Source organism: Streptomyces durmitorensis (assembly GCF_023498005.1).
GTDB lineage: Bacteria > Actinomycetota > Actinomycetes > Streptomycetales > Streptomycetaceae > Streptomyces > Streptomyces durmitorensis.
The window spans coordinates 2227108-2241684 of the sequence record NZ_CP097289.1 but is presented as its reverse complement, the minus strand read 5'-3'; the positions used below and the strand labels follow the sequence as shown (position 1 = coordinate 2241684).

Here is a 14577-nt window from a genome sequence, read left to right as displayed (position 1 = left end):
CCCGTGGTGGTTTCTTGCTCGCCCACCGGGGTGGTGCGATTGCCCGGCGGTGGCTTTTTGCTCGCTGACCGGGGTGGCGATTGCCCCGTGGTGGTTCCTTGCTCGCCCACCGGGAGGGCGCGATTGCCGCACGGTGGACTCTTGCCCGGTGGCACGGGTGGGGCGGTTACCGCGCGCTGGTCTCTTGCCCGGCGGCACGGGTGGGGGCGTTTGCCGCGCAGCGGTCTTTCGTCCGGGGGCCGGGTGGGGTGGTTACCCCGTAGAGGCCGTTCGTCCGGTGGCCCGGATAGGCGGTGTGCCCGCAGCGCGGCCTCGTCCGTCGTCCCGCGAGGCGTCTAGCCCGCGGCCATCAGCTCGTCCGCCGCGTTGTTCACCGGCTGTGGCGTTCCCGTGAGGTCTATGACGAACAAGGGGATCGACAGCGCGTCCGCCCGCGCGCGGGCCGGTTCCTCGTAGCCCGCGAGGGAGAAGCAGACGCAGCTCACGGACTCGGTCATCGCGCTGAGCCATACGCACTCCACGTCACGGAGCGACGTCGGCTGCACGGACGGCTCGATCAGCGCGATCATGCCCCGCGCCGCGACCCGCACCCCGGAAGGCGCCCGCTTGACCGCTCCCCGGATCTCCCCGTACCCGAGCCACCGCAGGTACAGCGCCGCCACCGTCACCGCGTCCCGCGCCGTGCGGACCGGCACCGGCTGGAAGGCGGGCCGAGGTGTCGGAGCCGTCCGGGGCAGGGAGATGTGCGCCGGGGCTTCCGGTGCGGTCGGGACTTCGGGTGCGGTCGGAGCCTCCGGTGGTGCCGGAGGCGTCGGGTCGGCCGGTTGCGCCTCCGCCGCGGGGGCGGTCGGCTGAGCCTCCACCCCGGGGTCGGTCGGCTGCGCCTCCACCCCGGGGTCGGTCGGCTGCGCCTCCGCCGCGGAGTCGCTCGGCGGGTCCTGCGCCCCGGAGTCGTTCGGCGGGGCCTGCACCGCGGGGTCGGTCGACGGGGCCTGTACCGCCCGCACCGGAATCCGCAGCACCGCCCCGCACCCGCACCCCAGCTCGGGCTGGGGCCACTGATCGCGGCGGCCGCACATCCGGCACCGCACGGTCACCCACTCCTCCGCCCACGTCCTGTCCGTCACCGGAGTCACCGTCGCGCCGCGTGCCACCGGCGGCACCACGGGGGCGCCGCACACGCAGGGGTAGGACGGAGGGGCGTACACATGCTCGCGCCGGCAGACCGGGCACCGTACCGGGACGCCGCTGTCCGTCATCACCCTCACCCGTCACCGTAACCGTCACCGCTCGCCGGTTCGTGACCTCCATCGTCCACCAAGTGGGCCTGCCTCGGCAGCCAGTTGAGCCAAGAACAGCGTGCCCGCCAGGGTCAGGGCGCGGCGGCGGCTGCCCGGCAGGGGAAGGCCCGCCATGCGGGCGACGGTGCGTGGGGCCGGTCTGGCCGTGGGGTGCCCGGCGAGGCAGGCGGTGACGAGGGGGAGCAGCTCCCTCGGTACGCCGAGCAGCGCCGGGCCTTCAGGGGCGAAGCCGCCTTGCCCCGTCGCCGCGAAGGCGAGTACCGCGCCGAGCGAGAAGACGTCCGCGGGCGGCTTGGCCACCCCGCCCCGTGCCGCCAGGACCTCGGGCGCCGTGTACGCCGTCCACCCTCCCCGCGTCCCTCCCTGTTCTCCCGTGCCGAAGTCGACGACGCGGGGCCCGTCAGCGGCCAGGATCACCTTCGACGGCCGCAGGCCACCGTGCACGAGCCCCGCCCGGTGGATGTCGTTCAGCGCCCCGGCGAGCGCGCTCGCCAAGGCGCGCAGTTCCGGCGTACCGAGCGGCCCGCCGAGCTCCCGTACCCGCGTGGCGAGCGTCGGGCCGGGGACGTACTCCGTGGCGAGCCAGGGCACCGCACCCTGCGGGTCCGCGTCGACGAGCGCGGCGATCCGGCGCCCCCGCACCGCGCCGATCGCGTGGACCTCGCGGGCAAAGCGCGTACGGAACTCCTGGTCGCCGGCGAGAGAGGCGTGCACGACCCGGAGGGCGGCGGCGCGCCCCGCTCCGTCGTGCGCGAGGAAGACCCGCCCGAGGCTGCCCTGCCCGAGCAGCGGGCCCACCGCCCAGCGGCCGTACCTATGTCGGGTGAATGACGCCGCGTCCGGTGAACTGGCCACGCTCGACCCCCCGATGGTGTGGCCGAATTCCATGCGAATTCAACGACTGGGACGCGCCCCTCGGGCTGGCCGGTTCCCGGACGTCTCTTGACGGTCTCCACTGGACCCGCCTACATTGCTTCCATATAGCAGAACATCTTTTCCACAATGCGGAAACAGAAGCTCACCGCGGGGCGCGACGGGAGCCGGATCCGCCAGCCGTATCCGTCAGCCGAAAAGCTGATCAAGCTGTCGAAGCTGTTGTCGAAGCAGGAGAACCCCATGGCCCGTATGACCGCTGTCCGCGCGGCAGTTGAGATCCTCAAGCGCGAGGGCGTCACCAACGCGTTCGGTGTGCCCGGCGCGGCGATCAACCCGTTCTACAAGGCGCTACAGGAGGGCGGTGGCATCGACCACACGCTCGCCCGGCACGTCGAGGGCGCCTCGCACATGGCCGAGGGGTACACCCGCGCCAACCCCGGCAACATCGGCGTCTGCATCGGTACGTCGGGCCCGGCGGGCACCGACATGATCACCGGTCTGTACTCCGCGACCGGCGACTCGATCCCGATCCTCTGCATCACCGGTCAGGCGCCCACGCACCTGCTCCACAAGGAGGACTTCCAGGCCGTCGACATCGCGTCGATCGCCACGCCGGTCACGAAGATGGCCGTCACGGTCCTGGAGGCCGCGCAGGTCCCCGGCATCTTCCAGCAGGCGTTCCACCTGATGCGCTCGGGCCGCCCGGGTCCGGTCCTCATCGACCTGCCGATCGACGTCCAGCAGACCGAGATCGAGTTCGACATCGACACGTACGAGCCGCTGCCGGTCTACAAGCCGTCCGCGACCCGCGCGCAGATCGAGAAGGCGATCACGTACCTGGTCGAGTCCGAGCGCCCGCTGATCGTCGCCGGTGGCGGCATCATCAACGCCGACGCCTCCGACCTCCTGGTCGAGTTCGCCGAGATCACCAACACCCCTGTCGTGCCGACCCTGATGGGCTGGGGCACGATCCCCGACGACCACGACCTGAACGCGGGCATGGTCGGCCAGCAGACCGGCCACCGGTACGGCAACGCGACGTTCCTGGAGTCGGACTTCGTCCTCGGCATCGGCAACCGCTGGGCCAACCGTCACACCGGCTACAAGCTGGACGTGTACACCCAGGGCCGCAAGTTCGTGCACGTCGACATCGAGCCGACCCAGATCGGCAAGATCTTCGCGCCGGACTACGGGATCGCCTCCGACGCCAAGGTCGCCCTCGAACTCTTCGTCGAGGTCGCCAAGGAGCTCAAGGCCGCGGGCAAGCTCCCCGACCGTTCCGAGTGGGTCGCATCGCACCTGGAGCGCAAGGAAACCCTCCAGCGCCGCACGCACTTCGACAACATCCCCATGAAGCCGCAGCGCGTCTACGAGGAGATGAACAAGGCCTTCGGCCCGGAGACGCGGTACGTCACCACCATCGGCCTCTCGCAGATCGCGGGCGCCCAGATGCTGCACGTCTACAAGCCGCGCCACTGGATCAACTGCGGCCAGGCGGGCCCGCTCGGCTGGACGATCCCGGCCGCGCTGGGTGTCGCCACCGCGGACCCGGAGACCCCGGTCGTCGCCCTGTCCGGCGACTACGACTTCCAGTTCATGATCGAGGAGCTGGCGGTCGGCGCGCAGCACCGCATCCCGTACGTCCACGTCCTGGTGAACAACGCCTACCTCGGCCTGATCCGCCAGGCCCAGATCGGCCTGGACATCAACTTCCAGGTCAACCTGGAATTCGAGAACCAGAACAGCCCCGAGCTGGGCGTCTACGGCGTCGACCACGTCAAGGTCGCCGAGGGCCTGGGCTGCAAGGCCATCCGCGTCACCGACCCGAACGAACTGGGTACGGCCTTCGAGCAGGCCAAGAAGCTGGCCCAGGAGCACCAGGTCCCGGTCGTCGTCGAGGCGATCCTGGAGCGCATCACGAACATCTCCATGAGCCCCACGGCCGACATCAGCGCGGTCAAGGAGTTCGAGGAGATCGCCACGGAGCCGGGCCACGCGCCCACCGCCATCAGGCCGCTGAAGGTCTGACGGCAGCGCCGCACGGCGCTCTGAGGGGCGGTCCACCCGAGCGGGGTGGACCGCCCCTTTGGTGTGTGCGGACTTAGTGTGTGCGGATGGAATCGCTTGAGGGTCTGCAGGTCATCACCTGCAAGGACCGGGCGGAGCTCGACGCCTGGCTCGACGCGCACCACGTCACCGCACCTGGCCTGTGGCTGATGGTCGCCAAGAAGGCCTCGGGCGTGCCGTCGGTGACGGCGGGGGAGATCATCGACGTGGCGCTCTGCCACGGCTGGATCGACGGCCAGCGCAGGTCGTACGACGACGTGTACTACCTGCAGAAGATCACCCGGCGCCGGCCGCGCGGCCTCTGGTCGAAGGTGAACGTGCAGAAGGTGGAGGCCCTGACGGCCGCAGGGCGCATGCGCGAGGCGGGCCTGGCGGAAGTGGCGGCGGCCAAGGCGGACGGCCGCTGGGAGGCGGCCTACGAGTCCCAGCGCAACGCCACGGTCCCTGACGACCTGACGGCGGCGCTCGCGGCGAGCCCGGCGGCCCGCAAGACCTTCGAGGCCCTGGGCAAGTCGGACCAGTACGTGGTGCTGCATCGCCTGATGACGGCGAGAACCCCCGCCACACGGGCTGCCAGGCTGGAACGGATGGTGGCCAAGCTGGCGACGGGGCGCCCCGAAGGGGCGCGGGGAACTGCGCGACCAGCCACGACGGACCCGCAGACGCAAAAAGGAGCGCCGGGTAGGGGACCGTCCCTACCCGGCGCTCTGCCTGAGGAGTTGTAGCCGTCCGACCGCGCGCGACTGGCGGAACATGCATACGCGCTGCCGGACGGAGTCATATGGGTGGGCCCAAGGCCCAGGGGCCCGAAAGCGGCTGGGACCGCGGCGGCTGCGAATGGACCGGCGGTGTTCCCCTCCCTCAGGTCGAGAAGGGAGCCGCCTGACCTTTACCACCGCACTGGCTCGCAGAGCCGCCGCGGTCCTCGTCCGGCCCGTTCACCACGGGACCACCCCTCATCCGGGTCCGTGATGGTGCGGGCGCAGCACCAGTGAACTGACCTCCCGTCAATTCACCGGTGCAGTCCGGGAGTTCTTAGTCCTCGCGCAGGGCGCGGACGGCCTCCTCCACGCGCTTGCCGTACTCGGCGTCGGCGGCGTGGAAGTGGGCGAGGTTCTTCTCGATGACGTCGTCACGGGTGACCTGCGAGAGGCCGCCCGCGATGTTCGCCACCAGGCGGGCCTGCTCCTCGGCCGACATCAGGCGGTAGAGCTCACCCGCCTGGAAGAAGTGGTCGTCCTTGGTGTGCAGCGGCGCCTCGTGCGTGCCCGTGTGGCCGTTGACAGCCAGCGGGGCGGAGAGCGGCTGACCGGTCTCGGCGGGGCCGTCGTACGAGTTGGGCTCGTAGTTCTTGCGGTCACGGCCGTACGCGTTGGACGCCATCAGGCCGTCACGGCCGTAGTTGTCGGCGGTGGTCGCCTTCGGCGCGTTCACCGCGAGCAGCGTGTGGTTGACGCCCAGGCGGTAGCGGTGCGCGTCCGCGTAGGCGAACAGGCGGCCCTGGAGCATCTTGTCGGGGGACGGACCGATGCCCGGAACGAAGTTGTTCGGGGAGAAGGCGGCCTGCTCGACCTCGGCGAAGACGTTGTCGGGGTTGCGGTCGAGGACCAGACGGCCCACGCGCTGCAGCGGGTAGTCGCTGTGCGGCCACACCTTCGTCAGGTCGAAGGGGTTGAAGCGGTAGTCGGCCGCGTCGGCCGCCGGCATGATCTGCACGTGCAGCGTCCAGGACGGGTTCACGCCGCGCTCGATGGCCTGGAGGAGGTCCGTCTGGTGCGAGTTGGCGTCCTTGCCCGCGAGCTCGGCGGCCTGGTCCGACGACAGGCTGCGTACGCCCTGGTTCGTCTTGAAGTGGTACTTCACGAAGAAGGCCTCGCCCGCCGCGTTCGTCCACTGGTAGGTGTGCGAGCCGTAGCCGTTCATGTGGCGGTACGACGCGGGGATGCCGCGGTCGCCCATCAGCCACGTCACCTGGTGCGTCGCCTCGGGGGCGTGCGCCCAGAAGTCCCAGACGTTGTCCGGCTCCTGCTTGCCCGTGAAGGGGTCGCGCTTCTGGGAGTGGATGAAGTCGGGGAACTTGATCGGGTCCTTGATGAAGAACACCGGGGTGTTGTTGCCGACGAGGTCGTAGTTGCCCTCTTCGGTGTAGAACTTCAGCGCGAAGCCGCGCGGGTCACGGACCGCGTCCGCGCCGCCGAGGCTGTCCGCCACCGTGGAGAAGCGCAGGAACGTCTCGGTGCGCTTGCCGACGGTGTTCAGGAAGTCGGCCGAGGTGTACGCGGTGACGTCGTCGGTCACCTCGAAGTAGCCGTACGCGCCGGAACCGCGCGCGTGCACCACACGCTCCGGGATGCGCTCGCGGTTGAAGCGGGCGAGCTTCTCGAGGAGGTGCTGGTCCTGGAGGAGAAGCGGGCCACCGACGCCGGCGGTGGCTGAGTTCTGATTGTCGGCGACGGGGGCGCCGGACTCGGTCGTGAGCACACGCTTCGACATGGTGGCGGGGTTGACCTTCCGTACGGACTGCTGAAACTGCTGAGGTGACGTGAGCGTAAGTACGCCTGAACAGCTACGTCAACAGTTTGTTGAAGTTTTGGGTGGGGCTTGTTCGCTTGTTCGTCATGAGGCTGATCGTGCTGAGGCTTGAGTTCCGGACCGCGGCGACGCCTGGGCGCGACAGGACAGGTGTCAGCGCCGCCGCGGCCCGGAAGTTGAGGGAGCTCCTGGAGCCTTTGGAGGGCTTCTTAGAGCTCGGCGCCCGAGAGGCGCTCCACGCCGCGCAGGAGCGCGGAGTGGTCGAGGCCGCCGTCACCCTGCGTGCGCAGCGAGGCGACGAGCTGGGCCACCACGGCACCCACCGGGAGCGAGGCACCGACATTGCGGGCGGCGTCGGTGACGATGCCCATGTCCTTGTGGTGCAGGTCGATCCGGAATCCGGGCTTGAAGTCGCGGTTGAGGAAGTTGTCCTTCTTGCGGGTCAGGACGGTCGAGCCCGCAAGCCCGCCGTTCAGGACGTCGAGGGCGGCGGTCAGGTCCACCCCGGACTTCTCCAGGAAGACGACGGCCTCGGCGCACGCCTGGATGTTCACGGCGACGATGAGCTGGTTGGCGGCCTTCACGGTCTGACCCGAGCCGTGCGGACCGCACAGCACGATGGTCTTGCCGAGGGCGTCGAGGAGCGGCTTGGCCTCGTCGAAGTCGGCCTGCTCGCCGCCGACCATGATGGAGAGCACGGCCTCGATGGCGCCGGCCTCGCCGCCCGACACGGGGGCGTCCAGGACGCGGATGCCCTTGTCCTTGGCTGCCTTGGCCAGGTCCACGGAGGTCTGCGGGGTGATCGACGACATGTCGACGATCAGCGCGCCGGACCGCGCGTTCTCCAGGATGCCGTTCTCGCCGTACGCGATGGCCTCGACCTGCGGCGACGCGGGCACCATCGTGACGATGACGTCGGCGTCCTTGACGGCCTCGGCGATCGACTTGGCGGCGACGCCGCCGGCCGCGGTGAGGCGGTCCAGCTTGTCCTGCTCAAGGGTGAAGCCGGTGACGGAGTAACCAGCCTTGATCAGGTTCTCGGACATGGGGGAGCCCATGATGCCGAGTCCGATCCACGCGATCTTGGGAAGGTTGCTCATGGTGGAGCCTTTCTAGCTACGGGGTGATGCGGGGCAATCGGGTGGGTGGGCGGGAAGAATCCGCCGCGAAGCGGCGGCCTAGTCCGCAGCCGGCAGCCAGCCGAAGGCCTCGGAGCTGGGCCGGTCCCCGGCCTTGTACTCCAGGCCGACGTACCCCTCGTAACCGGCCTTCTGGAGCTGATCCAGCAGCTCCTCCAGCGGAAGCGACCCCGTGCCCGGGGCCCCCCGGCCAGGATTGTCGGCGATCTGCACGTGCGCGGTCTGAGCCACGTACCGATCGATGACGGCCGGCAGGTCCTCGCCGTTCATGGACAGGTGGTAGAGGTCCATGAGGAACTTCGCGTTGCCGAGCCCGGTGGCGGAGTTCACCTTGTCCACCACGGCGATCGCCGCGTCAGCGCTGACGATCGGGCAGCGCGGCGACTCCGGCTTGTTCAGGGCCTCGATCAGCAGCACCGCACCCACGCGGTCGGCCTCGCGGGCCGCGAGCACCAGGTTCTCCAGGGCGAGTTCGTCCTGGACGGCGGGGGTGACCCCCTCCACCCGGTTGCCGTACAGCGCGTTGAGCGCCTTGCAGTCGAGGGACTGTGCGAAGTCCGCCGCCACCGAGAGGTTCGCGCGGAACTTGTCGCTCTCCTCGCCCGGAATCGACAGGGCGCCGCGGTCCGGTCCCGGCAGCTGACCGGCGTAGAAGTTCAAGCCCACCAGCTGTACGCCGGCGTCCGTGATCGCGGCCCGGAGGGCGTCGAGCTCGGACTGCTCGGGGGTGGGGGCGTCGACCCAGGGCCACCACAGCTCGACCGCCGTGAAGCCCGCCGCGGCGGCAGCCGCGGGGCGCTCCAGGAGCGGGAGTTCCGTGAAGAGGATCGACAGGTTCACATTGAAGCGCTGGTCGGAGTATCCCATGGGGCTTCCGCGCTCCTTCCGTATTGCGGAAGTTAATTTCTGTCTGATGGAAGATTGCCGTCGAGGATCCGCCCTTGTCAAGAGGGGGCTGCCGGAAAATCACCACGCGGCAGTAGGTTGTGCGCGTGCGATTGAGAGTGGAGTTCACGACCGAACCCTTCGACCTGGACGAGGCGCCCGCCCATGCGGTGGTGGCCCGTGACGTCATCCAGGGGGCCGAGCTCGACGCCGTGGACGTCGGCCCCTTCGGCAATACCGCGGAAGGTGGCGCCGACGAGGTCCTGACCGCCGTCGACGCCCTGCTGCGCAAGGCCCTGGAGGCGGGCGCCACGCGCGTCTCGCTCCAGGTGAACGTGCTCGGAGAGTCGGGGGAGGCCATCGAATGACCGGCCCCAGAGACGACCGCGGCTCCTTTGTGGCCGCCGTCAAGCCGCTCGTGGACGCCATGGGCGGCGAGATCGTGCCGCCCGACGAGGCGGGCACCGACGACGTCGTCCTCGCCTGGCAGGGCGAGGACGTGCTCGCCGTACGCCTGCCGCAGCTCGCGGACTCCCTCGACCACATCCTGCTCGCGCTCGAGCGCAAGCGCGGGGTGCCCCTGTCCGATCTTGACCGCAAGGCCAAGCAGGAGGTCGTACGGATACTCGAGGCGCGAGGCGCCTTCGCCGTGCGGCACGGAGTGGAGACGGTGGCCGGCGCGCTGGGCGTCTCGCGCTTCACTGTCTACAACTATCTCAACCGGTCCACCTGACGTCCCAGGTCAGAGCACCCCTGAAGGCCGTCGTCCGTTAACCGGACGGCGGCCTTTGTTACCCGAAGTTTTCAACAAAGTGTTGACGTGGTGTTTCGGCTGGCGTTAGCTATCCGCAGCCCGTCCAGCACAAGGCCGTATGGCCACGGAGGCACCCGTGACTTCGAGCTCGACGCCGGGCCCAGCCCGGTTCAACGCCTTGACGGAGAGTGCGGCCACCGCCGCCCTCCACGAGGCCTGCGCCTCATCGGCCTGGGGAAGCAAACTGCTCTCCCAGCGCCCGTTCCCCACTGTCGAAGCCCTCTTCGCCGCAAGCGACGCCGCCATGGCCGAGCTGACCGACGAGGATCTGGCCGAGGCGATGGCAGGGCACCCGCCGATCGGCCGCCCGAAGCCCGGGGACCCCACGTCGTCCCGCGAACAGCGCGGCATGGCGGGGGCCTCCGAGGAGCTCAAGGCCGAGATGCTCGAACTGAACCTGGCCTACCAGGAGAAGTTCGGTCATGTCTTTCTGATCTGCGCCACCGGCGCGACCGGTGAGCAGATGCGCGATGCGGTGAAGACCCGGATCGGCAACACCGCCGAGCAGGAGCGCGAGATCGTGCGCACCGAACTCGGGAAGATCAACCGAATCCGGCTGACCCGTCTCGTAGAAGAGGACAACGACTGATGAGCACTGACACCACCGCCTCGGTGTCCACGCACATCCTGGACACCAGCGTCGGACGCCCCGCCGAGGGCGTCGCCATCTCGCTCACCGCCCGCAGTGGCCGTGACGCCGAGTGGGTGGCACTCGGCGGCTCCGCGACCGACGCGGACGGGCGCTGCAAGGACCTGCCGGCGCTGCCGGAAGGCACCACCCACGTACGACTCGACTTCGAGGTCGAGGAGTACTTCACGAAGAAGCAAGCCGAGGCGCAGCAGGACGCCCCCCGCGTAAGGGACAGCGGTGCGTTCTTCCCGGAGGTGGCGATCACGTTCGCCGTCAACCCGGGCGAGCACTATCACGTACCGCTGCTGCTCAACCCGTTCGGCTACTCCGTTTACCGAGGGAGCTAGCAGACATGCCCACGATTCTCGGCCAGAACCAGTACGGCAAAGCAGAGAACCGCGTCGTCAAGATCACGCGGGACGGCGACACCCACCACATCAAGGACCTGAACGTCTCGGTCGCCCTCTCCGGCGACATGGACGACGTGCACTACTCCGGCTCGAACGCCAACGTCCTGCCGACGGACACCACCAAGAACACGGTGTACGCGTTCGCCAAGGAGTTCGGCATCGAGTCCGCCGAGCAGTTCGGCATCCACCTCGCCCGGCACTTCGTCACCACGCAGGAGCCGATCAAGGTCGCGCGGATCCGCATCCAGGAGTACACCTGGGAGCGCATCGCGACCTCGGACAACAACTCCAGGTTCATCGGCTCGGACGAGGTCAACCACTCCTTCGCCCGCAAGGGCCAGGAACTGCGCACCACGCAGATCACCTTCGACGGCGAGAACTGGGAGATCATCTCCGGGCTCAAGGACCTCACGGTCATGAACTCCACCAACTCGGAGTTCTGGGGCTACGTCAAGGACAAGTACACGACGCTGAAGGAGGCGTACGACCGCATCCTGTGCACCGACGTCGCCGCCGCCTGGCGTTACAACTGGACCAGCGACGCCGACCGGATGCCCAACTGGGAGAAGTCGTACGACCAGGCCAAGAAGCACATCCTCCAGGCCTTCGCCGAGACGTACTCCCTCTCGCTGCAGCAGACCCTCTACCAAATGGGTTCGCGCGTCATCAACAGCCGGAGCGAGATCGACGAGATCCGCTTCTCGCTGCCGAACAACCACCACTTCCTGGTGGACCTCGAGCCCTTCGGGCTGAAGAACGACAACGAGGTCTACTTCGCGGCGGACCGCCCCTACGGCCTCATCGAGGCCACGGTTCTCAGGGACGGGGTCCAGCCGAAGATCCCGGTCGACATGACCAACCTCTGACGCGGGACGCGCGCCCCCGCCCGTCCGCAGCGGACGGGGGCGCGCCACACCGGAGGGAACAGCAGCAATGGCACAGCCTGCAAAAGGGTCTGAGAAGGGCCCGTGTTCCACCCCATCGGACATAGCCGACGGCGAGTCAACTCCCGCCTGTCATCCGGTGGATGAGAAGCTTCACCCCTCGCGGCTGGTCCCCGCCGCGCTCCAGCACATCGCCGCCATGTACGCGGGTGTCGTCACTCCGCCGCTGATCATCGGCCAGGCCGTCGGCCTGGACACGGTCGCGCAGACACGCCTCATCGCCGCGAGCCTGCTGATCGCCGGACTCGCCACGATCCTCCAGACGCTCGGCGTCAAGGGCTTCGTCGGCAACCGGCTCCCCTTCGTGAACGCCGCGTCATCCGCGGGCATCGCACCCATCCTCGCCATCGCCGAGAACAGCGCCACAGGTCATCAACTCCCGGCCATCTACGGCGCGGTGATGGTCGCGGGCGTCTTCTGCCTCGCGGTCGGCCCGTTCTTCGGGCGCCTCCTGCGCTTCTTCCCGCCGCTCGTCACCGGCGTCGTCATCACCCTCATCGGCGTGACGCTGATGCCCGTGCCCGTCACCTGGGCGCAGGGCGGCGACAAGACCGCCGCCGACTTCGGCGCCATGAAGTACCTCGCGCTCGCCGCCTTCACGCTCGTCGTGATCCTCTTCTTCCAGCGGTTCGGACGCGGCTTCCTCAAGCAAGTCGCCCTGCTCCTGGGCATGTTGATCGGCACGCTCGCCGCGATCCCGTTCGGGATGGCAGACTTCGGCGCCCTCAAGTCCGCGCCGGTCGCAGCCCTCCCCACGCCCTTCGCCTTCGGCGCCCCGGAGTTCCAGCCCGCCGCGATCCTCTCGCTCTGCATCGTGATGCTGGTCCTGATGACCGAGTCGTCGGCCGGCATGCTCGCCCTCGGCGAGATCTGCGACCGCAAGAGCGACGGAAGGACCATCACCCGCGGCCTGCGCACCGACGGCATCGCGACCCTGGTGGGCCCGGTCTTCGGCGGCTTCCCCACCTCGGCCTTCGCGCAGAACGTCGGTGTCGTCTCCTTGACACGTGTCCGCAGCCGCTATGTAGTGGCCGTCGCGGGCGGCGCCCTCATCGTGCTCGGCGCCTTCCCGATGCTCGGCGCGGTCGTCAGCCTCGTACCGATGCCGGTCCTCGGCGGCGCGGGCATCGTCCTCTTCGGCTCCATCGCCGTGAGCGGCATCCGTACGCTCTCCGAGGCGGGCCTGGACGACAGCTCCAACATCATCCTGGTGGCCGTCGCGCTCGGAGCGGGCATCATCCCGCTCGCCGCGCCCACCTTCTACGCCGAATTCCCGGCCTGGGCGCAGACCGTCCTGGGCTCCGGAATCAGTGCGGGAGCGCTGACCGCGGTCCTGCTCAACCTGTTCTTCAACCATCTCGGCACCCGCAGCCCCGCGGCCGCGGCACTCAAATCTTCCTAGGGTCATGCCGTGCCCACTTCAGCACCCGTAACAGAAGGAAGAAGCACCATGGCAGCACCGGCAGACCTGCAGCGCATCGTCATCGAGAACTGCGCGATCGCGACCGTCGACGCCGACGACACCGAGTACGCATCGGGACACGTCGTCGTCGCGGGCAACAAGATCGAGTCCATCGGCGCGGGAAAGGCCCCCGAGGGCCTTCAGAACGTCGTACGCCGCGTGGACGGGACCGGTCACCTCGTGACCCCCGGCCTGGTCAACACGCACCACCACTTCTACCAGTGGATCACCCGCGGCCTCGCCACCGACCACAACCTCTTCAACTGGCTCGTCGCGCTCTACCCGACCTGGGCGCGCATCGACGAGCAGATGGTGAAGGCGGCGGCCCAGGGTTCGCTCGGCATGATGGCCCGCGGCGGTGTCACCACCGCGATGGACCACCACTACGTCTTCCCCAAGAACTCCGGTGACCTGTCCGGTGCCATCATCGGCGCCGCGAGCGACATGGGTGTCCGCTTCACCCTCGCCCGCGGTTCGATGGACCGGAGCGAGAAGGACGGCGGCCTGCCGCCGGACTTCGCCGTCGAGACCCTCGAAGGCGCGCTCGCCGCGACCGCCGAGACCGTCGACAAGCACCACGACGCCTCCTTCGACGCGATGACCCAGGTCGCCGTCGCCCCCTGCTCCCCGTTCTCGGTCTCCACCGAACTCATGAAGCAGGGCGCCGAGTTGGCGCGCGCCAAGGGCGTACGCCTGCACACCCACGGCAGCGAGACGGTCGAGGAGGAGAAGTTCTGCCACGAGCTCTTCGGCATGGGCCCCACCGACTACTTCGAGTCGACCGGCTGGCTCGGTGACGACGTGTGGATGGCGCACTGCGTCCACATGAACGACTCCGACATCGCCGCGTTCGCCCGCACCGGAACGGGCGTCGCGCACTGCCCGTCCTCCAACGCGCGTCTGGCGGCAGGCATCGCCCGCGTCCCCGACATGCTCAAGGCGGGCGTCCCGGTCGGCCTCGGTGTCGACGGCACCGCGTCCAACGAGTCCGGCGAACTCCACACCGAGCTGCGCAACGCACTGCTCATCAACCGCCTCGGCGCACACCGCGAAGCCGCCCTGAACGCACGCCAGGCGCTGCGCCTCGGCACCTTCGGCGGCGCGCAAGTCCTGGGCCGCGCCACGCAGATCGGGTCGCTCGAGCCGGGCAAGCTCGCCGACCTGGTCCTCTGGAAGATCGACGGCATCGGGCACTCCTCGATCGCCGACCCGGTGACCGCCATCGTCTTCGGCGCGGCGGCCCCGGTCACGCTCTCCCTCGTCAACGGCAAGCCGGTCGTCGAGAACAGCCGACTGCTGAACGTCGACGAGGACGCCATCGCCCGCTCCGCGCGGGACGAGGCGCAGCGCCTCGCGCGGATCGCCGCGGAGGCCTGACCCAAGAACTCCGGTCAGGGGGGACGGCCCTTGACCGGACTTGAGCAGCCGAGCGGGTTGCTCAAGTGCCGCCCCGGAACGTGGCCCAAAGCTTCACGTTCCCGGGGCGGTCAGTACTACCTGGGCGCACCACCCACAA

The 14577-nt window shown here is 69.1% G+C and carries 14 protein-coding genes; 9 read left to right on the top strand and 5 right to left on the bottom strand.

Annotated features, from left to right (window positions below; genetic code table 11):
* Window positions 1-335: 335 nt before the first annotated feature.
* Window positions 336-1127: a hypothetical protein gene (locus tag M4V62_RS10270; protein WP_249586936.1), complete on the bottom strand. Its 792-nt coding sequence runs from the start codon at window positions 1125-1127 to the stop codon at window positions 336-338.
* Between the two features lie 156 nt (window positions 1128-1283).
* Complete coding sequence (locus tag M4V62_RS10265; RefSeq protein ID WP_249586935.1) at window positions 1284-2156, bottom strand: protein kinase domain-containing protein; 873 nt, start codon at window positions 2154-2156, stop codon at window positions 1284-1286.
* Window positions 2157-2417: 261 nt separating this feature from the next.
* On the opposite strand from M4V62_RS10265, the gene gcl reads away from it, so the two are divergent.
* Together gcl and M4V62_RS10255 are read left to right on the top strand one after the other, a co-directional pair.
* The gene (gcl, locus tag M4V62_RS10260) at window positions 2418-4205 is read left to right on the top strand and encodes a glyoxylate carboligase (RefSeq protein WP_249592770.1); all 1788 of its coding nucleotides are present in this window, start codon (window positions 2418-2420) and stop codon (window positions 4203-4205) included.
* A gap of 86 nt (window positions 4206-4291) precedes the next feature.
* Entirely contained in the window at window positions 4292-4969 is a 678-nt protein-coding gene (locus M4V62_RS10255) for a YdeI/OmpD-associated family protein (protein WP_249586934.1), read from the top strand.
* A 310-nt stretch (window positions 4970-5279) separates the two neighbouring features.
* On the opposite strand, the gene M4V62_RS10250 is transcribed toward M4V62_RS10255, so the two are convergent.
* The 3 genes from M4V62_RS10250 to M4V62_RS10240 all read right to left on the bottom strand — a co-directional run bounded on the left by M4V62_RS10250 (window position 5280) and on the right by M4V62_RS10240 (window position 8782).
* Entirely contained in the window at window positions 5280-6737 is a 1458-nt protein-coding gene (locus M4V62_RS10250; RefSeq protein ID WP_249586933.1) for a catalase, read from the bottom strand.
* 248 nt (window positions 6738-6985) lie between these two features.
* Window positions 6986-7876, bottom strand: coding sequence for a 2-hydroxy-3-oxopropionate reductase (locus M4V62_RS10245; protein WP_249586932.1), 891 nt, complete (start codon window positions 7874-7876; stop codon window positions 6986-6988).
* 78 nt (window positions 7877-7954) lie between these two features.
* A complete protein-coding gene (locus tag M4V62_RS10240) occupies window positions 7955-8782 on the bottom strand; it encodes a TIM barrel protein (RefSeq protein WP_249586931.1) in 828 nt (275 codons plus the stop codon).
* A gap of 125 nt (window positions 8783-8907) precedes the next feature.
* Here M4V62_RS10240 and M4V62_RS10235 point away from each other — a divergent pair, with 125 nt between their 5' ends.
* The 7 genes from M4V62_RS10235 to M4V62_RS10205 all read left to right on the top strand — a co-directional run bounded on the left by M4V62_RS10235 (window position 8908) and on the right by M4V62_RS10205 (window position 14438).
* Window positions 8908-9168, top strand: coding sequence for a YkoF family thiamine-binding protein (locus tag M4V62_RS10235; protein ID WP_249586930.1), 261 nt, complete (start codon window positions 8908-8910; stop codon window positions 9166-9168).
* Window positions 9165-9533, top strand: coding sequence for a helix-turn-helix domain-containing protein (locus M4V62_RS10230; protein WP_249586929.1), 369 nt, complete (start codon window positions 9165-9167; stop codon window positions 9531-9533). Before M4V62_RS10235 ends, M4V62_RS10230 begins: the two co-directional genes overlap by 4 nt.
* Before the next feature lie 157 nt (window positions 9534-9690).
* Window positions 9691-10203, top strand: coding sequence for a 2-oxo-4-hydroxy-4-carboxy-5-ureidoimidazoline decarboxylase (uraD, locus tag M4V62_RS10225; protein WP_249586928.1), 513 nt, complete (start codon window positions 9691-9693; stop codon window positions 10201-10203).
* A complete protein-coding gene (uraH, locus tag M4V62_RS10220; protein ID WP_249586927.1) occupies window positions 10203-10592 on the top strand; it encodes a hydroxyisourate hydrolase in 390 nt (129 codons plus the stop codon). The genes uraD and uraH overlap by 1 nt, the downstream gene beginning before the upstream one ends.
* Before the next feature lie 5 nt (window positions 10593-10597).
* Window positions 10598-11521: a factor-independent urate hydroxylase gene (pucL, locus tag M4V62_RS10215; RefSeq protein WP_249586926.1), complete on the top strand. Its 924-nt coding sequence runs from the start codon at window positions 10598-10600 to the stop codon at window positions 11519-11521.
* 67 nt (window positions 11522-11588) lie between these two features.
* The gene (locus tag M4V62_RS10210; RefSeq protein WP_249586925.1) at window positions 11589-13001 is read left to right on the top strand and encodes a nucleobase:cation symporter-2 family protein; all 1413 of its coding nucleotides are present in this window, start codon (window positions 11589-11591) and stop codon (window positions 12999-13001) included.
* A 48-nt stretch (window positions 13002-13049) separates the two neighbouring features.
* Window positions 13050-14438, top strand: a complete 1389-nt coding sequence (locus tag M4V62_RS10205; protein WP_249586924.1) for an 8-oxoguanine deaminase — start codon at window positions 13050-13052, stop codon at window positions 14436-14438.
* Window positions 14439-14577 lie beyond the last annotated feature (139 nt).